The organism is Bradyrhizobium sp. IAR9 (assembly GCF_013408065.1).
Classification (GTDB): Bacteria; Pseudomonadota; Alphaproteobacteria; order Rhizobiales; family Xanthobacteraceae; genus Bradyrhizobium.
Map to the genome: position 1 here is coordinate 100,955 of NZ_JACBZW010000013.1, position 18,001 is coordinate 118,955.

Genomic DNA, 18,001 nt, shown 5'->3' on the forward strand with positions numbered 1-18,001 from the left:
GGAGAACGCCATGACCGAAGCCAAAGAACATTTCGACGTCCTCATCGTCGGTGCCGGGCTGTCCGGCATCGGCGCGGGTTATCACTTGCAGACCAAGTGCCCCACCAAGAGCTACGTCATCCTGGAGGGACGCGACTGCATCGGCGGCACCTGGGACCTGTTCCGCTACCCCGGCATCCGCTCCGACAGCGACATGTTCACGCTCGGCTATTCGTTCAAGCCGTGGACCGATCCGAAGGCGATTGCCGACGGGGCGCAGATCCTGAACTATGTGCGCGAGACCGCGGCCGAGAACGGCATCGAGAAGCACATCCGCTTCCGCCATCGCGTCAAGCGGGCTTCGTGGTCGACGCCGGACGCGCGCTGGACCATCGAGGCCGAGCGCATCACGGGCGAGGGCGCGACGGAGCTGGTGCGCTTCACTTGCAATTTTCTCTTCATGTGCTCGGGCTATTACAAATACGAGGCGGGCTACACGCCGGAGTTCAAGGGCGCCGCTGATTTCGCCGGCCGCATCGTGCATCCGCAGAAATGGACCGAGGACATCGACTACGCGGGCAAGCGCGTCGTGGTGATCGGCTCGGGCGCGACCGCGGTGACGCTGGTGCCGGAGCTCGCCAAGAGGGCGGCACAGGTCATTATGCTGCAGCGCTCGCCGACCTATGTGGTGTCGCGCCCGGCGCAGGATCCCGTCGCCAACAAGATCCGCCGAAATCTGCCGACGCGGCTTGCCTATCATGTCATCCGCTGGCGCAACGTGATGTGGGGGATGTTCTTCTTCCAGCTTAGCCGGCGCCGGCCTGCGAAGGTCAAGGAGCTCGTCCTCAAGGGCGTGCAGATGGCGCTCGGTCCGGACTACGACGTCGCCACCCATTTCACGCCGCGCTACAATCCCTGGGACCAGCGGCTCTGCCTGGTGCCCGATGGCGACCTGTTCAAGGCGATCCGCGAGCAGCGCGTCGCCGTCGTGACGAGCGAGATCGACACGTTCACGCGCGAGGGTATTCGCCTGAAGGATGGCAGCGAACTTGCGGCCGACATCATCGTGACGGCGACCGGGCTGGTGCTTCAGGTCGTCGGCGGTCTCGACGTCAGTGTCGACGGCCGTGCCGTCGATTTCGCCAATACGCTGACCTACAAGGGCATGATGTATGCGGACGTGCCCAACATGGCCTCGGCCTTCGGCTACACCAATGCGTCCTGGACGCTGAAATGCGATCTCACCTGCGAATATGTCTGCCGTCTGATCAACTACATGGACCGGCACAATTTCCGGCAAGCCATGCCGCACAACGACGACCCCGAGATCACCGCGCAGCCGTCGCTGGACTTCACCTCGGGCTATGTGCAGCGCTCAGTGGCCAAGATGCCGAAGCAGGGCTCCAAGCAGCCGTGGCGGCTGTACCAGAACTACGCGCTCGACATCGTCTCCTTGCGCTTCGGCCGGATCGACGACGGCGTGATGCGATATTCCTGATCGCGCCGCCGCCGGTCGTTACGCCTTGCGCCTGGCAAGCGCCATTGCAAGGTCGACCGCGAGCGCCAGCACCACCGCGCCGCCGCCGAGTGCGAACAGCACCTGATAATCGCCGCCGGTCTGCGCGTAGATCCAGGAGAAGCCGTAAGCGGCCGCGGCCTGGAACAGTGCAAAGCTGGTAGTGGCATGGCTCCAGGTCGCGCGCTGCTGCTCGGCAGAGTGCGGAACGAGTTCATGGATGCGTCCGAGCACCAGCGGCACGATGCCGGGCGTGAAGCCGCCGATCACGATGCTCGATACGATCAGCGAAAGAGGCGCGGTGCTGACGGTCGGCAGCAGCACGGCGGCCGCCTCGATCAGAAAGGCCGCCCGCAGCGCCGGACCGAACCCGGCGCGGTCACCGAGATGGCCGGTGACGAGCGGACCGACGATGGCGCCGAGGCCGTACAGCACCCAATAGCGCGATCCAGCGGCAATGCCCTGGCCGAGGCCGCGCGCCACGAAATCGACGATGAAGACCATGTGCGGCACCAATGCCACCGCGTTGAGGCCGTACTGGATCATCAGCGCGCGGGCGATGGGCGAGGTTTGGTGCTTGGTTTGAGAAGGCGCAGTGTCGCTGTTCGCTTCGGCAGGCCAGTTCCACCAGCTTGCGAGCGTGAGCACGGCGGCGAACACGCCGAGCCCATACCAGCTCTGCTGCAGTCCCTGTTGCAGCAGCAGCGGCACCAGCGTGCCCGATGCGGCGACGCCGAGGCCGACGCCGGCGAAGATCACGCCGCCAACGATGCCGCGCCTTGCGGCCGAGGTGTGCGGCAGAATGACGGAGGCCGCCAGCACCATGATGATTCCGCCCGTGAGGCCGGAGAGGAAGCGCCAGGCGAAGAACCAGGTGAACGACACCGGCGATGAGCTGGCGAAGAAGGAGAGGGTCGCAAGCAGCATCATCGCCCGCAGCGCGCGAACCGCGCCGATCCGACTGGCGGCACGCCGTGCGGTGAGCGCGCCGGCGAGATAACCGGCGAGGTTCGCAGCACCGAGATAGACGACATCCGATGCGCTGAACCAGTTTGCAGCGATCAGGGCGGGGATCAGCGGCGTGTAGGAAAAGCGGGCGAGGCCAAGTCCGACGAGTGAGGCGGACAATCCCGCCACCGTATATCGCCAGGTCTGTTGCGAAGAACGTTGCTTTGACGAAGCCTCTCGTGAAGCCGATGCCGCCCTCGGATGCGGCCGAGCCTCGGCGTGTGGTTTCAGATCTGCGCTGGTCATGTCATCCTCCTGCGCGCACGATCGCGCGCGGATCATCCTGTCTGGGCGGCGCGACGGCGCCGGAACTCCGGCACGGGCAGGCCGCCCCAGCCCCAATTGTCGGTGTCGACTTCCTCGATCACGACGAATGTCGAATCGAGCGGCTTGCCGAGCACGTCGAGCAGCAGCTGGCTCGATCCCTTGATCAGCGCGGCCTTCTCCTCCGCGGTGAGCGACGCCGCCCCCGGCGTCGTTCCTTCGCGGGTCACTTGGATGGTGACGATGGGCATCGTGGCTCTCCTCTCACGCTCAGTGGCCGGCGCTCTGGCCGCCGTCGACATGCAGGATCTCGCCGGTGACGAAGGAGGCGCCCTCGAGATAAAGGACGGCTTCGACGATGTCGGACATCTCGCCCATGTGACCGACCGGGTGCAGCGCGTTGAGCTGGGCATGCGTCGCGACCGGATGCATCGGCGACTTGATGATCCCCGGCGAGACCGCGTTTACGCGAATGCCGCGCTTGGCGTATTCGATCGCAAGCGACTTGGTCGCGGCGTTCAGGCCGCCCTTGCTCAGCGAGGCCAGCACCGAGGGGACGTTCGAATTGGCCTGATCGGTCAGCGTGGTCGTGATCTGAACGACATGGCCCGAACCCTGCTTCTCCATCTCGGCGATGGCGAGCTGCGTGATGTGGAAGAAGCCCGCGACGTTGGTGCCCATCACCGCCGCGTAATCCTCGGCCGTGTACTGCGTGAACGGCTTTGCGACGAAGATGCCGGCATTGTTGACCAGCGTGTCGACGCGTCCGAAGCGGGCGACGGCCTGCGAAACCACACGCTCGGCGGTGCTCCGCTCGGCGATGTCGCCCGCCACGGCGAGGACGTCGTCGTCACCCGACGGCTTGATGGAGCGTGCCGTTGCGACGACGCGGTAGTTGCGATCGCGAAAACCCTGGACCAGGGCGGCGCCGATGCCCTGCGAAGCACCGGTGATGATGGCGACTTTCTGCTCGATACCCATGACGGGCTCCTGTTGTTGGCCTTGAGAACCTGCGTCAGCACTCGGCTGGCTTGGGTCCTGAGGTACGCTGTGGCAGCCCGGCCGCGAATGCCCGCCGTCCGTCAGACACTCTTTCGCGGCGCGTACGAATGCCGGGTCGGCGCCTGGCGACGGTTGTCGCCGCGGAGGGGAACGCCTAGCCTGCGGCCGGAATCCAAGGGGGCAACGGGAAGGCATGGATCGTCTGGATGCGATGAAAGTGTTCGTCCTTGCGGTGGACGAGGGCAGCTTGGCTGCCGTCGGCCGCAAGCTCGGCCGCTCGCCGGCGGCGGTGAGCCGCGCCATCGCCTTTCTCGAGGAACGGGTCGGCGCGGAGCTGCTGCACCGGACGACGCGCTCGATCAAGCTCAGCGAGGAGGGCGAGCGCTATGTCGCGATCTGCCGTCGCGTGCTCACCGAGCTGGAGGAGGCCGACGACATCGCGGCCGGACCGCGGTCGGCGCCGCGCGGCCTGCTCACGATCACCGCTCCCGTGGTGTCGGGCGAGATAGTGTTGCGGCCGATTCTGGATGCATTTCTCGATGCCTGTCCGACGGTGTCGGCCAAGCTGTTGCTGTTCGATCGCGCGGTCAATCTGATCGAGGAGGGCATCGACATCGCGCTTCGCATCGGCCCTCTCGCGGACTCGGCAATGGTGGCGATGCGGGTCGGCGAGATCAGCCGCGTGGTCGTCGCGGCCCCGCGCTATCTGAAGCAGCATCCCCGCATCACCGAGCCCGGCGATCTTGCCAAGCATCAGATCGTGGCGATGGCCCATCTGCCTAATTCCTGGACCTTCGCGCCGCAGGCCGGTGGGTCGGTGCCGCGTACGGTGCAGTTCACGCCGCGTCTTATCGTCAACAGCACCTACGCGGCCGTAGCCTCCGCCGTTGCCGGCCGCGGCGTCGCGCGGATGTATTCGTACCAGGTGGCCGAGCAGGTTGCGCGCGGCGAGCTCGAGATCGTGCTGGCCGGCGAGAAGGATCCGGAGATGCCGGCGCACCTGATCTGCCCGCAGGGTCGGCTCTCCGTGCCGAAGGTGCGGGCCTTTACTGATTTTGCCGTGCCGCGGCTGAAAAAGCACTTTGCGCAGCTGAGGAAGAGCGTGAGTGCGCACTGAGTTGCCGCGCGCCCGGCAATGCGTCGTTTTACGTATTCGGCCGCGAGGAGGAATCGGCGACGCTGCCCCGAACGGTTAACGCCGGATTAACCGCGGACTCCTAGCCTGTCTCGGCCGGGGTTACTCGCAAGGCCGAGGTGAGCCTAATGGAAGCCCAGAAGATCGCGGTCGACGCCGTTGTCGCGCTGACCGATTGCGACCGCAGCGCTGTCGTAGCCTTTATCCGCCAGCTCTATCTCGCCGGGGTGACCGACCCCAAACGCCTGACCTTCAAGGGTCTGCAGGCACTGTCGCGGGCGTAGCCGGCTGGTTTCGGCGGGCCATCCCTGCGCTCTCGCCAGTGTGACCGCAGCGCAGCGGTGAATATATTGCCGCTCGGCCCGGCTCAAGGTAGATGACGTCCTCAGCTAAGTCTCTGGGGAACGGGGATATGCTGAAACAGCTTTTTGCACCGCAACTTGTCATCCTTTATGTGCTTGCGGCCTCGACGATTTACGTTCACTTCCGCGGCAAGCAGCGATTGCGCTTTGCGCGCCAGCTCGGCGATCACTCGACCTATCTCGCGCCCTACAATGTGCTGATGTATGCGGGCTCGGCGGTGCCGAACAAGCCGGTGATCCCGGTCGAGCAATTTCCGGAGTTGAAGCCGCTCAGCGAGAATTGGGAGATGATCCGCGACGAGGCGGTTCGCCTGTTCGACGAAGGATTCATCCGTGCCGCCGCGAAGAACAACGACTGGGGCTTCTACTCGTTCTTCAAGAGCGGCTGGAAGCGGTTTTACCTGAAATGGTATGACGACTTCCTGCCTTCAGCGCGCACGCTGTGTCCGAAGACGGTGGAGCTGCTCAACGCGATCCCGAGCGTGCACGGCGCGATGTTCGCGATGCTGCCGCCGGGCGGCAAGTTAGGGGCGCATCGCGATCCGTTCGCGGGCTCGCTGCGCTACCACCTCGGGCTCGTCACGCCGAACTCGAACAAGTGCCGCATCCTGGTCGACGGCGTCGAATGCGTCTGGCGTGACGGCGAGGCCTTCATGTTCGACGAGACCTTCATCCACAGCGCCGAGAATGCGACCGACGTCAACCGCATCATCCTGTTCTGCGACGTCGAGCGCCCGATGAAATTCGGCTTCATGACCGCGATCAACCGCTGGGTCAGCCATCACATCGTCAAGGCGTCGGCGACCCAGAACGTCGACGGCGAGAATGTCGGCGTGCTCAACAGGGTGTTCGGCAAGCTCTACGAGATCCACCTCGCCAGCCGCAAGGTCAAGGGGTGGAATCGCAACGTCTATTATGCGCTGAAATACTCGCTGACCGCGCTGATCCTCGGCCTCATCGTGTTGTCGGCGCTGCGTTAAGTGCGGATGTGTAGGATGGACTAGCGAAGCGTAATCCACCATTCGGCATATCGGCGATTGACGATTCCCGTGTGGCACGATGCGTTGGCGGATTACGCTGCGCTAACCCGCCCTGCGATCCCTGCGGTGATCCCGCGCGTGTCTAGTGATGGTGTTTGTGCCCTGCGGAGCTATCAGGGCGCTGGTAGCCTCGCAGCTCTGCGTATCTTTGCATTTGGCTCTGATTGAGCAAGGCCGCGGTCGACAGGTAAGTCCATATCTTGCTGGAAGGTCTCTCCCATGGCAACAAGACTTGCCGTGATCGCGTAGAAGATGGAGCAGGTGATGGCCCTCTTGCCGACCGCCGACAGCGAGACGAAGCAATTCTTCCTGGCGTGGCTGGAAACCTTCGCGGGCTACGTCCGCGAGGTCGACTACGCCTCGGCGCGGCCGCTCTTCCATCCGGACGTGCTTGCCTTCGGCACACATAACGACGTCATCCCCGGCCTCGATCAGTGGGTCTCGACGCAATGGGACAACGTCTGGCCGAAGACGACGGACTTCCGTTTTGTGCTCGATCAGACCTCGGTCCTGGCATCCGGCGACGGCACGATGGCCACGGTGATCGCGCCGTGGACGAGCACGGGCTATCATTCCGACTGTAGCGTCTTTCCGCGCCCGGGCCGTGCGACCATGATCTTTGCGAAGAATGCCGATGGCTGGCTGTGCGTCCATTCGCACATGTCGCTCAATCGCGGTGTGCCGCAGGTGAGCCACGCCAATCGGCCGGTGAAGGCCTGGTAGATCCACCCCGTCCGCCCGAAATGCAAAAGGCCCCGGACACGTCCGGGGCCTTTCGATTTCCGGATGTCGTGCGGCTTATTCAGGCTGGCCGATGCTCACCTTCAGCGTGCCGACGCCGTCGACGCCGCATTCGAGCTTGTCGCCGGGTTGGAGCTGGGAGACGCCGGCGGGGGTGCCCGTCATGATGATGTCGCCGGCGGCGAGCTTCACCTGCTGGGAGAGCTGCCAGATGATCTCGGGCACGTTCCAGATCAGCTCGGTCAGGTCGCCCTTCTGGGCTTCCTTGCCGTTGACCGTGAGCCAGATCTTGCCCTTGGCGGGATGGCCGATCTTGGAGGCCGGCTGAATCGCGGAGGACGGCGCGGAGCCGTCGAACGACTTGCCGATCTCCCACGGACGCTCCTTCTTGCGCGAGGCGATCTGGAGGTCGCGGCGGGTGAGATCGATGCCGACGGCATAGCCATAGACGTGATCCAGCGCCTTGTCGGCAGGAATGTTCAGGCCGCCGCTCTTCATCGCGACGATCAGCTCGACCTCGTGATGCAAATCCTTGGTCAGCGGCGGATAGGGAATGGTGGCGCCATCAGGCACCAGCATGTCGGCGTGCTTGGCGAAGAAGAACGGCGGGGCGCGCTCGTCATTGCCCATCTCGCGGATGTGCTCGAGATAGTTGCGGCCGACGCACCAGATGCGGCGCACTGGATAGCGGCCGCTTTCGCCGACGACGGGAAGTGAAGCCTGGGGCGGAAGCGGGATGACGTAGGAGGCGGCGTTCATGCGGGTCTCGCTGCTCTTGAGGTGAAGTGGAACTCTATGCGGTTGCGCTGATCGGCGCCAGAGCGCCGGCATCGTAGTGTTGCAGGCGGAAGAACGAGGCATAGCGGCCGCCGCGGCGGAGCAGCTCGTCATGCCGGCCCCGCTCGACGATCTCGCCGCCCTCGATCACCAGGATCGCGTCGGCATGCATGATGGTGTGCAGGCGATGCGCGATCACGATGGTGGTGCGGTTCTGGCAGAGATGCTCGATCGCCTCCTGCACCTGCCGCTCGGATTCGGAATCGAGCGCAGCGGTGGCCTCGTCCAACAGGATGATCGGTGCATTTTTGATCAGCGCGCGCGCCACGGCGATGCGCTGGCGCTGGCCGCCTGAAAGCTGCGTGCCGTGCTCGCCGACCGGCGTGTCGTAGCCGAGCGGGAAGCCCACGATGAAATCATGCGCGCAAGCCGCTTTCGCCGCCTCGGTGATCTCGTCCTCGCTGGCGCCGGGCCGGCCGAAGGCGATGTTGTTGCGGATGGTGTCGCGGAACAGATAGACGTCCTGCCCGACATAGGCGGTCTGCGCCCGCAGCGACTTGCGAGAGACTGCGCCGATCGACTGGCCGTCGATCACGATGTCGCCTTGCGTCACTTCATAGAAGCGGAGCAGCAGCGCCAGCACGGTCGATTTGCCGCCGCCGGAGGGCCCGACCAGCGCGGTGACCTTGCCGGGCTCGGCGGTAAAGCTCATCCGGTTGAGCACAGTCTCATTGGCGCGATAGGAGAAGCTGACGTCGCGCAGCTCGATCCGGGCGTCGGAGAGCTTCAGCGCCGGCTTGTCGTCGTCGGAGTGCTCGCTCGCCGGGCTGTCGACCACTTCGAGCAGCATGCGCGCGCCGACGAGCTGGCTGTTCAAGTCGATGTTGAGCCGCGCCAGCCGCTTGGCCGGCTCGGTCGCCATCAGGAACGCGGTCATGAAGGAGAAGAACGCGCCCGGCGTGGCGTTGAGCGCGACCACGCTGTAGCCGCCATAGAGCAGGCAGCCGGCGACCGCGAAGCCGCCGAGCATCTCCATCAGCGGGTTGGAGCGGTTGGCGACGCGCGCCATCTTGTTGGCGTTGCGCTCGACGATGGCGATGTTCTCGTCGATGCGGCTCTGCATGGTGTCTTCGAGCGTGAAAGCCTTCACCGTGCGGATGCCTTGCAGCGATTCCTGCATGGTCTCCATGATGTCGGCGGTGCCGGTGAACTGGTTGTAGGCGAGGCCCTTGATCCGCTTGACCAGCTTGCGCAGCACCAGCATCGCCGGCGGCACCACGACGAGGCCGATGAACGACATCACCGGATCCTGCCACACCATCACGCCGATCATGGCGAGCAGCATCAACAGGTCGCGCCCGACGGCGTTGACCAGCATGTTGAGCACGTCGGTGATCGACTTGGCGCCGGCCGTCAGCCGCGCCAAAAACTCGGACGAATGCCGCTCGGAGAAGAAGCCGACGCTTTCGCGCATCAGTTTTGCGAACAGTTGGCGCTGGTTGGTGGCGAGGATGGCGTTGCTGATCTTGGTCAGGATCACCATGTGGCCGTAGGTCGCCACGCCCTTGATGAAGAGCAGGATCACCGTGATCCCGGAAAACATCGCGATGCCCGGGATGTTCTTGTCGACATAGGCCTGGTTGATGACCTGGCCGAGCACATAGGTCGCGCCTGCCGTTGCGCCCGCGGCGACCGCCATCAGCGCGAAGGCTACGAGGTAGCGCCGCCAATAGACGACCCCCTGTTCCGTGACCAGGCGGCGAATCAGGACCGCTGCCGCATAGGGATCGTCGGTGATTTTCTTTGGAAACTGGGCCATCCGGTGTCCATTGACGGCGCAGGACAAAGCCTGCCCGCACGTCAGGGATCGAAGGGCCTCTGTGCCCGCTCAAGCGGGGTTTTTCAAGCCCAATTAAGGGCTTGCGCTCAGATGGAATCTAGGCCGAGGCGGCGTGGCGGAGCTCGCCATGGCGCTCATGGAACAGCTTGTCCTCCCACGCCAAGGCGTGAGCCGCGATGGTCTCGAGGTCCTCGTATTGCGGCTTCCAGTCCAGCAGGCCGCGGATGCGGCTGGTGTCGGCGACCATGGTCATGATGTCGCCGGGGCGCCGCGGGGCGTATTGCACGGCGAAGCTGCGGCCCGACACGCGGCGCACGGCGTCGATGGTCTCCAGCACCGAATAGCCGCGGCCATAGCCGCAATTGAGCGTCGTCGAGGCGCCGCCGTTGCGCAAATAGGCCAGCGCCGAACGATGCGCCTGCGAGAGGTCCGTGACGTGGATGAAATCGCGGATGCAGCTGCCGTCGGGGGTCGGATAGTCGGTGCCGAACACGTCGATCTTGGCGCGCTGGCCGGTCGCGGCCTCGACCGCGATCTTGAGCAGATGCGTGGCGCCGACGGTGGCAAGCCCGATGCGCGCCTGCGGATCGGCGCCGGCGACGTTGAAATAGCGCAGGGTCACGTACTGCATGCCGTAGGCGGCGGCGACGTCGTGCAGCATGATCTCGGTCATCAGCTTCGACGAGCCATAGGGCGACAACGGCCGCGTCGGCGCGTGCTCGGGCACCGGCACCTGGTCCGGATTGCCGTAGACGGCGGCGGTCGAGGAGAAGATGAAGCGGCCGATGCCGCGCTTCACCGCCACGTTGAGCAGGTTACGCGCGGTCGTGAAATTGTTGCGGTAGTAGCCGAGCGGATCGCGCATCGAATCCGGCACGACCACCGAGCCTGCGAAATGGATGATGCTCTCGATGTTGTGCTGCGCGATCACGCCTTCGAGCAGGTTTTCGTCGCCGGCATCGCCGATGAACAGCGGCACGCCCTCGGGCAGATAGGCGGAGAAACCGGTCGAGAGATCGTCGATCACGACGACGTCCTCGCCGGCTTCCGCCAGCGCGAGGACCGTGTGACTTCCGATATAGCCGGCGCCGCCGGTGACTAGCACAGTCATGATCTCACCCGTCTTCGATCAACGCGCAAAGTTAGCGCTTGCGTGGTGAAGAGGGGGTATCGGCGCGGCTGAACTGGTCACTATGCTTAATGTTGCGTATAGGGACTTGCGAAACGGAGCATGACGTGGCCAATTCCCCCGGCGATCTCGAAGTGATCGTGCCAAATCTGCACAGGCGCTATTCCGGGGTCACTGCGACCAACCGGATGGTGGCGCCGCGGCTGGCGAAACTGTACCGCGCCGCCTGGTTCGGCTCGCACGCGCCGGCTGGGATTGCGCGGCTGAGCGTTGCCGATTTCCTCAAGCTATGGCGCCGCAAGGCGCCGCTGATCTGGCATGCGCGGCGCAACAACGAGATGATCGCGGGTGTCGCGCTACGCGCGCTCGGCTGGCCGTTGAAACTCGTGTTCACCTCGGCGGCGCAGCGGCACCACAGCTGGATCACGCGCTGGCTGATCCGGCGCATGGACGCGATCATCGCGACATCGGATCTCTCGGCCTCGTTCCTGAAAGTGCAGGCGACCGTGATCCCGCATGGCGTCGATACCGACATCTATGCGCCGCCGACCGACCGCGCTGTTGCGTTCACGGAGGCCGCGCTGCCCGGCCGTTACGCCATCGGCTGCTTTGGACGCGTGCGCGCGCAGAAGGGCACCGACGTGTTCGTCGACGCGATGTGCCGGCTGCTGCCGCGCTATCCCGATTTCACCGCCGTGATCGTTGGTCAGGTCACGGCCGAGCAGATGGCCTTTGCGAACGAACTGAAAAAGCAGATCGAAGCGGCCGGCCTGCAATCGCGCATCGTCATCACCGGCGAGCTGCCGATCGAAGCGGTGCAGCGCTGGTACCAGCGGCTGACGATCTACGCCTTCACCTCGCGCAACGAGGGTTTTGGACTGACGCTGATCGAGGCGATGGCGGCCGGCAGCGCGCTCGTCGCCGCACGCGCCGGCGCGGCCGAGCTGGTGGTCGAGGATGGCGTGAGCGGCGTGCTGGTCCCGACCGGCGATGCCGATGCGCTGGCTGCGGCAGTGGAGCCGCTGATGCGCGACGTGGATGCCGCGACGGCGATGGGCGAGAGGGGCCGAGCGCGGGTGCTGGCAAAGTTCAGCCTCGATGCGGAAGCGGCGCGGATCGGCGAGGTCTATCGGCCGCTGCTCTGAGCCACGCCGCGAGGGCCGAAAACAAAAAACGCGAAAACAACCCCATGCACAGTAGCCGGGATGAGCGGAATCAATGGCTTGGCGATGGGTTCGTCCGGCTGCCGATTTTACGAAATCGATTTGACTCGTTGGGCAAAACATCTCTAGACAATCCGATCCTGTTCGCGCCCAACAGTCAAATTGCGCCTTCTCGGTTAGCGTTAAGGCCAGCGGAATTCGATTTTGTACCCGTAATGGGAATTTTTCGATTGATCCCATTTCGGGAACGTGCTATGGCAATGAACGTTATCGCAAGAAGGGCACTGAAGGTCTTCTGCGAGCGATACCCCAAGGCGCGGACCCCTTTGGGGACTTGGTATGAGATCGTGTCCAAAGGCGATTGGAGCGGTCCGGCCGACTTGAAGAAGGCGTTCGGAAACAACGTGGACTTCGTTGGCGATAACAGAGCGATCTTCGACATCGGCGGCAACAAGTATCGCCTTGTGGTTCATTTCTCCTACACATTCAAAACTGCTCTCATCAAGTTCGTCGGCACGCACAAAGAATATGACGGAATAGACGCGGAGACCGTGTGATGATGGACGTAAGGCCTCTTCGCAATGAACAGGATTACGATTGGGCTATCGGCGAAGTATCTCGTTATTTCCAGGCCGAGCCGGCGCCTGGCACGCCCGATGGTGATCGCTTCGAAGTTTTGTCTTCACTCATCAAGGAATACGAAGACAATCACTTCGCGACCTCGCGCGGCGATCCAGTCGACGTTCTCCATTTCGCGATCGAGTCCATGGGACGGTCGCAGTCAGAGTTGGCGGGTCTGATTGGTCGCAACAGAGCGTCCGAGATCTTGAATCGTGTCCGTCCGCTGACGCTGGACATGATCCGCATCATCAGCAAGGAATGGAGCATTCCAATTGATGCTCTCACCGCTCCCTACGAACTGACGCGCGCGCATGCTTGATCTCATGCCCGGCTTCCGCGGGCGCCACGCTCAATTCTAAGCCGGCTTTCCAGCCTCCCCCAGCACCCGCTGCGCGATCGCCACCACCTCACTCGCTGCGATATCGCGCATGCAGCGGTGGTCGTTCATCTTGCATACCGTGCTTTGGCAGGGCTGGCAGGGCAGCACTTCTTTGTCCTGGACCACGGTCGCGGCGAGGCCGTTGAGGGGAGCCCAGAGATAGGGGCTGGTCGGGCCGAAGATGCCCATGGTGGGCGTGCCCAGGGCAGCTGCGATGTGCATCAGGCCGGAATCGTTGGAGATGGCGACGCCGGCCGCCGCCATGGCCAGCACGCCGTTGCGCAGATCGTTGCCGGTGAGGTCCCGCACGCCTGAGCCGCCGGCCGCGACGATCTCCTGGGCCAGCCCCTTTTCCGCGGGGCCGCCGACCACCCAGACCTCGAGGCCGCGCTCGACCAGCAGCCGGGCGGCCTCCGGATAATAGGTCCAGCGCTTTGAGACGCCGACCGAGCCGGGGGCCAGCGCCACCGCGGCGCCGGCGCCGATCCCGTTGGCCTGCCGCCAGCGGACGATGTCCTCGGCCGGGACCCGCAATTGCGGTACCGGCCATTCCGCCGGCAGCGGGGCGCCGTCGGGCTGGGCCAGGGCGGCGTTCTTGTCGATGAAGCGCGGCAGCTTCTTCTCGCCCCAGCGCCAGCGGTTGAGCAGGCCGAACCGGAACTCGCCGACGAAGCCGACCCGTTCAGGAATGCCGGCGAGGGCGGGGGCGATGGCCGCCTTCCAGGTCCGGGGCAGCACCAGGGCCGTGCCGTAGTTCCGCTCGCGCAGGAGTTTCCCCAGGGCGAGCTGGCGGGCGACGGCGAGGCGTCCGCGCGGCAGGTCCCAGACGATCCCCTCGCGCACGCCGGGCATGTAATCGACCAGCGGGGCGCACAGGGAGGTGGTCAGAAGATCGACCGGCCGGTTCGGCCAGCGCTCCTTGAGGACCCGGACAACGGTGTGATTCCGGACGAAATCGCCGATCCACATGTAGGGAATGATCAGAATCGGGCGGGTGTCGCTCCGATCTGCATCTCCGCTAAGTGTCGAATCTTGGTTCATTCGTTAATAGGGCCGAGACGATCTGATTGTGGCGGTTCGGTAGCCGCTCCAGGCCGGCAGGTAAAGCCGGCAGACCACTCAATCCCAAAACCGCTTACACTTTGGCGGCTCATGCGCTACGGCAGGACCGGGCCGCAAAGATCGGGCAGGGATTTCGGAATGTTGCTGGTGACCGGCGGGGCCGGTTTTATCGGGTCGAATGTCGTGGCCGCGCTCAATGACGCGGGCAGCAGCGACGTCGTGGTCTGCGATTTCCTGGGCAACGAGGGCAAGTGGCGGAACCTCGCCAAGCGCCAGCTTGTGGATATTGTCCCGCCGGCCGAGCTGATGGACTGGCTGAAGGGCCGCAAGCTCGAGGCTGTGATCCATCTCGGGGCGATTTCCGCGACCACCGCGACCGACGGCGACCTCGTGTTCGAAACCAATTTCCGCCTGTCGATGCGCCTGCTCGATTGGTGCACGGCGGGCGCGGTGCCGTTCATCTACGCCTCCTCGGCGGCAACCTATGGCGACGGTGAGACGGGATTTGACGACGACGCCTCGCTGCCGGCACTGAAGAAACTGCGGCCGATGAATCTCTACGGCTGGAGCAAGCACATGTTCGATCTCGCGGTCGCCGGGCGCGTAGCGAACGGCGATCCGCTCCCGCCGCAATGGGCGGGCCTGAAATTCTTCAACGTGTTCGGCCCCAACGAGTATCACAAGGGCTCGATGATGAGCGTGCTGGCGCGCCGCTTCGACGACGTCAAGGCAGGCCGCGTGGTGCAGCTGTTCAAGTCGCATCGCGAGGGCATCGCCGACGGCGATCAGCGCCGCGATTTCATCTATGTCGACGACGTCGTGCGCGTCGTGATGTGGCTGCTGGCGACGCCGTCGGTATCCGGCATCTTTAATGTCGGAACCGGCAAGGCGCGCAGCTTCAGGGATCTGATGTTGGCGGCCTATGCGGCGCTCGGCACCAGGCCCAACATCGAATATATCGACATGCCCGAGCAGATCCGCGGGGCCTACCAGTATTTCACCCAGAGCGAGGTCGATCGCCTGCACCGCGCCGGCTATAACGGCGGCTTCACGACGCTCGAGGATGCGGTGAAGGCCTATGTCGGGGATTACCTCGACCGGCCCGACCGCTTCCGCTGAGGCCTTTTGACCATGCCGACGCCCATTCTCGATTTCGACGCCCTCGCGCAGGCCATCTCAGGCCGCACGGTGCTGTGCATCGGCGACATCATGCTGGACGAGTTCGTCTATGGCGAGGTGTCGCGGATCTCGCCGGAAGCGCCGGCGCCCGTCATCGCGGCCCAGCGCAGCGAGATCCATATCGGCGGCGCCGGCAATGTCGCGCGCAATGTCGCCTCGTTGGGCGCGCGCTGCATCTTCGTCGGCCTCGTCGGCGAGGACGATGCCGGTGCACGGCTCAAGGCGGCGCTGGACGGGCACGCCGGCATCGAAAGCGTGCTGGTGTGCGATCCCACGCGCCCGACCACGCGAAAAGTCCGCTTCGTCTCCGAGCATTTTTCCACGCACATGCTGCGCGCGGACTGGGAGCAGGCGGCGCCTGCTTCCGATGACATCGAGACGAAGCTGATCGAGGCGATCCTGCCGCAGATCGCGCGCGCCGACATCGTGCTGCTGTCGGACTACGCCAAGGGCGTGCTGACGGCGCGCGTCATCCGCCACGCCATCGATGCCGCGCGAAAGCTCGGCAAGCCCGTGATCGTCGATCCCAAGAGCCTGAACTGGGCGATCTATCGCGGCGCCACGCTGCTGACGCCCAATCGCAAGGAGTTCTCCGAAGCGACCCGCAGCCGCGCCGAGACGGTGCAGAGCATCGTCGAGGCCAGCGAGGACGTGATGCGGCTCGCCGATTGCGAGGCGATCCTGGTCACCCAGGGCGAGCACGGCATGACGCTGGTGCCGCGCAATGGCGCGGCGGTTCACGTTCCGGCCTTCCCGGTGAAAGTGCGCGACGTCTCCGGCGCCGGTGACACCGTCGCCGCCGCGCTCGCGGTGTCGCTTGCTACAGGCGCGGACTGGGACACGGCGCTGCGCATGGCCAATGCCGCTGCCGCCGTCGCCGTCGGCAAGCAAGGCACCGCCAGTGTGAGCGCGGCCGAGCTGCGCCGAAAGATCCTGCCGCATGCCACTCTGGCGGCCGAGGAGAAGATCGTGCTCGAGCCGGCCGCACTCGATGCGCAACTCGCCGAATGGAAAACACAAGGCCAGCGCGTCGGCTTCACCAATGGCTGCTTCGACATCCTGCATCCCGGCCACGTCAAGGTGCTGACCGCGGCGCGCGCCGCCTGCGACCGCCTGATCGTGGGGCTCAACAGCGACGACTCGGTGCGGCGGCTCAAGGGCGCCGAGCGGCCGGTCCAGGACGAGCGCGCGCGTGCCGAGGTGCTCGCCGCGCTCGAGGCCGTCGATCTCGTCGTCATCTTCGAGGAGGACACGCCGATCGACCTGATCACCCGGATCAAGCCTGGCGTGCTGGTGAAGGGCGGCGACTACACCCGTGAGCAGGTGGTCGGCCACGAGGTCGTCGAGGCCGCGGGCGGCACCGTCGTGCTGGTCGACATCCTGCAGGGCTTCAGCACGACGGCGCTGGTCCATCGCGCCCGGGGAGGAGGCAAGTGACGGCACTGGCACGCGAGACGACCGGCGGGATGTTGCTTCGCCGCCTGCGCAGCCCGGCGGCCTGGCGCGAGACCGTCGATATATTTGCGGTCCTGACCGCAGCCTCGCTGCCGTGGTCGACCTCGCTGGCGGGGATATTCAACGCGCTGATGCTGATTTGCATGGTGCCATTTCTCGACGTCCGCGCGTTCCTGCAATCCTTGACGCGTCCGATCTGCGCGGCCCCGATCGCGCTGGTCCTGCTCGCGCTGGTGGGGACGCTGTGGTCGGACGCGAGCTGGGGCGCCCGCTTCTATGCGGTCAATCCGACCATCAAGCTGCTGGTGCTGCCGGTGCTGTTCTATCATTTCGAGCGCTCGCCGCGCGGGCGCTGGATCTTCATCGCCTTCCTGGCGTCCTGCGCCCTGCTGTCGGTGATGTCCTGGCTGGTCGCCTTCTACCCGAATCTCGCGCTCAAGACCGATCCGGCCGAGCGCGGCATCTTCGTCAAGAATTACATCAACCAGAGCCAGGAATTCGCGCTTTGCGCGGTCGCGCTCGCCTATCCGATCGTGATGCTGCTGCGTGAGAAGCGATACTGGTTCGCCGGGCTGCTGACGGCGCTGGCACTGAGCTTCTTCGTCAACATGACCTTCGTGGTGGTGTCACGCACAGCGCTCGTCACCGTTCCGATCATGTTCGGCGTGTTCGCGCTGCTTCATCTCAAATGGCGCAGCATCGCGCTCATCTCCGCCACATTGCTCGTCGCCGCTGTTCTCGCCTGGCAGGCCTCGCCATATTTGCGCCATACCGCCGAGAGGTTTTCCGACGACTACACGCGTTACATGGAAAAGGGCGAGCCGACCTCGGCGGGGCTGCGGCTCGAATTCTGGCGGAAGTCGCTCGGCTTCTTCGCCGAGGCGCCGATCATGGGACACGGCACCGGCTCGACGCGCGGATTGTTCGAACGCGTCGCGACGCCCGCCGGTCAGTACCAGGCGTCCGCCGAGGTGATCGGCAACCCGCATAACCAGACGCTGAACGTTGCCGTGCAATGGGGCGTGATCGGCATCGCCGTTCTCTACGCGATCTGGATATTGCATCTACGCTTGTTTCGCGGCGACGGGCTTGCCAACTGGATCGGGCTCCTGGTGGTGGTGCAGAACGTCTTTACCTCGCTGTTCAACTCCCATCTGTTCGACTTCCACGAGGGCTGGATGTACGTCATCGGCGTCGGCGTTGCCGGCGGCATGGTGATCCGGGCGCAACAGGCCGAGGCGAAGACGGGGGAAGCCGGTTCCTGAAAGGCCGCGCGGCTGGCAAGTCCTGTCCAGATGGGCTATCAGCGCGGTCAGGTTGCATCTAACTGGGTTTTCATCGGTCGGCGG

At 64.8% G+C, this 18,001-nt stretch carries 18 protein-coding genes; 11 read left to right on the plus strand and 7 right to left on the minus strand.

Features of this window, described 5'->3' with window-relative positions; all coding sequences use genetic code 11:
• Positions 1-10: 10 nt before the first annotated feature.
• Complete coding sequence (locus GGD67_RS29015; RefSeq protein ID WP_179737701.1) at positions 11-1,477, plus strand: NAD(P)/FAD-dependent oxidoreductase; 1,467 nt, start codon at positions 11-13, stop codon at positions 1,475-1,477.
• Between the two features lie 18 nt (positions 1,478-1,495).
• Here the strand turns inward: GGD67_RS29015 and GGD67_RS29020 are convergent, their stop codons facing one another.
• Genes GGD67_RS29020 through GGD67_RS29030 form a run of 3 tightly spaced genes read right to left on the minus strand, consistent with a single transcriptional unit; the run spans position 1,496 to position 3,748 of the window.
• Positions 1,496-2,749 (minus strand): YbfB/YjiJ family MFS transporter, encoded by a 1,254-nt coding sequence (locus tag GGD67_RS29020; RefSeq protein ID WP_179737703.1) that lies wholly within the window; start codon positions 2,747-2,749, stop codon positions 1,496-1,498.
• A 32-nt stretch (positions 2,750-2,781) separates the two neighbouring features.
• On the minus strand, positions 2,782-3,018 hold the full coding sequence (locus GGD67_RS29025; protein ID WP_028173203.1) for a 4-oxalocrotonate tautomerase family protein: 237 nt from the start codon (positions 3,016-3,018) through the stop codon (positions 2,782-2,784).
• Between the two features lie 19 nt (positions 3,019-3,037).
• Positions 3,038-3,748 (minus strand): SDR family NAD(P)-dependent oxidoreductase, encoded by a 711-nt coding sequence (locus GGD67_RS29030; RefSeq protein ID WP_018317401.1) that lies wholly within the window; start codon positions 3,746-3,748, stop codon positions 3,038-3,040.
• 214 nt (positions 3,749-3,962) lie between these two features.
• Here GGD67_RS29030 and GGD67_RS29035 point away from each other — a divergent pair, with 214 nt between their 5' ends.
• From GGD67_RS29035 to GGD67_RS29050, 4 genes are all read left to right on the plus strand, one after another.
• A complete protein-coding gene (locus GGD67_RS29035) occupies positions 3,963-4,886 on the plus strand; it encodes a LysR family transcriptional regulator (protein ID WP_018317400.1) in 924 nt (307 codons plus the stop codon).
• Between the two features lie 146 nt (positions 4,887-5,032).
• Positions 5,033-5,188, plus strand: coding sequence for a hypothetical protein (locus tag GGD67_RS29040; protein ID WP_018317399.1), 156 nt, complete (start codon positions 5,033-5,035; stop codon positions 5,186-5,188).
• 128 nt (positions 5,189-5,316) lie between these two features.
• Positions 5,317-6,246 (plus strand): aspartyl/asparaginyl beta-hydroxylase domain-containing protein, encoded by a 930-nt coding sequence (locus tag GGD67_RS29045; protein WP_179737705.1) that lies wholly within the window; start codon positions 5,317-5,319, stop codon positions 6,244-6,246.
• Positions 6,247-6,570: 324 nt separating this feature from the next.
• On the plus strand, positions 6,571-7,029 hold the full coding sequence (locus GGD67_RS29050) for a nuclear transport factor 2 family protein (RefSeq protein WP_179737707.1): 459 nt from the start codon (positions 6,571-6,573) through the stop codon (positions 7,027-7,029).
• Positions 7,030-7,104: 75 nt separating this feature from the next.
• On the opposite strand, the gene GGD67_RS29055 is transcribed toward GGD67_RS29050, so the two are convergent.
• From GGD67_RS29055 to galE, 3 genes are all read right to left on the minus strand, one after another.
• A complete protein-coding gene (locus tag GGD67_RS29055) occupies positions 7,105-7,806 on the minus strand; it encodes a fumarylacetoacetate hydrolase family protein (protein WP_018317396.1) in 702 nt (233 codons plus the stop codon).
• Positions 7,807-7,840: 34 nt separating this feature from the next.
• Complete coding sequence (locus GGD67_RS29060; protein WP_179737709.1) at positions 7,841-9,643, minus strand: ABC transporter ATP-binding protein; 1,803 nt, start codon at positions 9,641-9,643, stop codon at positions 7,841-7,843.
• A gap of 118 nt (positions 9,644-9,761) precedes the next feature.
• Positions 9,762-10,775: a UDP-glucose 4-epimerase GalE gene (gene galE / locus GGD67_RS29065; RefSeq protein WP_091959059.1), complete on the minus strand. Its 1,014-nt coding sequence runs from the start codon at positions 10,773-10,775 to the stop codon at positions 9,762-9,764.
• Between the two features lie 125 nt (positions 10,776-10,900).
• Between galE and GGD67_RS29070 the strand changes: the two genes are divergently transcribed.
• The 3 genes from GGD67_RS29070 (at position 10,901) to GGD67_RS29080 (ending at position 12,896) form a co-directional block, all read left to right on the plus strand.
• Complete coding sequence (locus GGD67_RS29070) at positions 10,901-11,938, plus strand: glycosyltransferase family 4 protein (protein WP_179737711.1); 1,038 nt, start codon at positions 10,901-10,903, stop codon at positions 11,936-11,938.
• A gap of 278 nt (positions 11,939-12,216) precedes the next feature.
• A complete protein-coding gene (locus tag GGD67_RS29075) occupies positions 12,217-12,513 on the plus strand; it encodes a type II toxin-antitoxin system HigB family toxin (RefSeq protein ID WP_026201842.1) in 297 nt (98 codons plus the stop codon).
• Positions 12,513-12,896, plus strand: a complete 384-nt coding sequence (locus GGD67_RS29080; RefSeq protein ID WP_026201841.1) for a type II toxin-antitoxin system HigA family antitoxin — start codon at positions 12,513-12,515, stop codon at positions 12,894-12,896. Before GGD67_RS29075 ends, GGD67_RS29080 begins: the two co-directional genes overlap by 1 nt.
• A gap of 36 nt (positions 12,897-12,932) precedes the next feature.
• On the opposite strand, the gene waaF is transcribed toward GGD67_RS29080, so the two are convergent.
• A complete protein-coding gene (gene waaF, locus GGD67_RS29085; protein ID WP_179737713.1) occupies positions 12,933-13,997 on the minus strand; it encodes a lipopolysaccharide heptosyltransferase II in 1,065 nt (354 codons plus the stop codon).
• 159 nt (positions 13,998-14,156) lie between these two features.
• Between waaF and rfaD the strand changes: the two genes are divergently transcribed.
• From rfaD to GGD67_RS29100, 3 genes are read left to right on the plus strand one after another with little or no spacing between them, the layout of a single operon-like run.
• A complete protein-coding gene (rfaD, locus tag GGD67_RS29090) occupies positions 14,157-15,137 on the plus strand; it encodes an ADP-glyceromanno-heptose 6-epimerase (protein WP_018317389.1) in 981 nt (326 codons plus the stop codon).
• 12 nt (positions 15,138-15,149) lie between these two features.
• Entirely contained in the window at positions 15,150-16,634 is a 1,485-nt protein-coding gene (gene rfaE1, locus GGD67_RS29095) for a D-glycero-beta-D-manno-heptose-7-phosphate kinase (protein WP_179737715.1), read from the plus strand.
• Positions 16,631-17,917, plus strand: a complete 1,287-nt coding sequence (locus tag GGD67_RS29100) for an O-antigen ligase (protein WP_179737717.1) — start codon at positions 16,631-16,633, stop codon at positions 17,915-17,917. Before rfaE1 ends, GGD67_RS29100 begins: the two co-directional genes overlap by 4 nt.
• The last annotated feature ends 84 nt before the right edge of the window (positions 17,918-18,001 follow it).

Bases quoted from the DNA above. Each gene is read 5' to 3' on its own strand.
- rfaD (WP_018317389.1), top strand. From the start codon at position 14,157: ATGTTGCTGGTGACCGGCGGGGCCGGTTTTATCGGGTCGAATGTCGTG.
- GGD67_RS29040 (WP_018317399.1), top strand. From the start codon at position 5,033: ATGGAAGCCCAGAAGATCGCGGTCGACGCCGTTGTCGCGCTGACCGAT.
- waaF (WP_179737713.1), bottom strand. From the start codon at position 13,997: ATGAACCAAGATTCGACACTTAGCGGAGATGCAGATCGGAGCGACACC.
- GGD67_RS29055 (WP_018317396.1), bottom strand. From the start codon at position 7,806: ATGAACGCCGCCTCCTACGTCATCCCGCTTCCGCCCCAGGCTTCACTT.
- GGD67_RS29030 (WP_018317401.1), bottom strand. From the start codon at position 3,748: ATGGGTATCGAGCAGAAAGTCGCCATCATCACCGGTGCTTCGCAGGGC.
- GGD67_RS29045 (WP_179737705.1), top strand. From the start codon at position 5,317: ATGCTGAAACAGCTTTTTGCACCGCAACTTGTCATCCTTTATGTGCTT.
- GGD67_RS29015 (WP_179737701.1), top strand. From the start codon at position 11: ATGACCGAAGCCAAAGAACATTTCGACGTCCTCATCGTCGGTGCCGGG.
- GGD67_RS29025 (WP_028173203.1), bottom strand. From the start codon at position 3,018: ATGCCCATCGTCACCATCCAAGTGACCCGCGAAGGAACGACGCCGGGG.
- GGD67_RS29035 (WP_018317400.1), top strand. From the start codon at position 3,963: ATGGATCGTCTGGATGCGATGAAAGTGTTCGTCCTTGCGGTGGACGAG.
- GGD67_RS29020 (WP_179737703.1), bottom strand. From the start codon at position 2,749: ATGACCAGCGCAGATCTGAAACCACACGCCGAGGCTCGGCCGCATCCG.
- GGD67_RS29075 (WP_026201842.1), top strand. From the start codon at position 12,217: ATGAACGTTATCGCAAGAAGGGCACTGAAGGTCTTCTGCGAGCGATAC.
- GGD67_RS29050 (WP_179737707.1), top strand. From the start codon at position 6,571: ATGGCCCTCTTGCCGACCGCCGACAGCGAGACGAAGCAATTCTTCCTG.
- rfaE1 (WP_179737715.1), top strand. From the start codon at position 15,150: ATGCCGACGCCCATTCTCGATTTCGACGCCCTCGCGCAGGCCATCTCA.
- GGD67_RS29060 (WP_179737709.1), bottom strand. From the start codon at position 9,643: ATGGCCCAGTTTCCAAAGAAAATCACCGACGATCCCTATGCGGCAGCG.
- GGD67_RS29080 (WP_026201841.1), top strand. From the start codon at position 12,513: ATGATGGACGTAAGGCCTCTTCGCAATGAACAGGATTACGATTGGGCT.
- galE (WP_091959059.1), bottom strand. From the start codon at position 10,775: ATGACTGTGCTAGTCACCGGCGGCGCCGGCTATATCGGAAGTCACACG.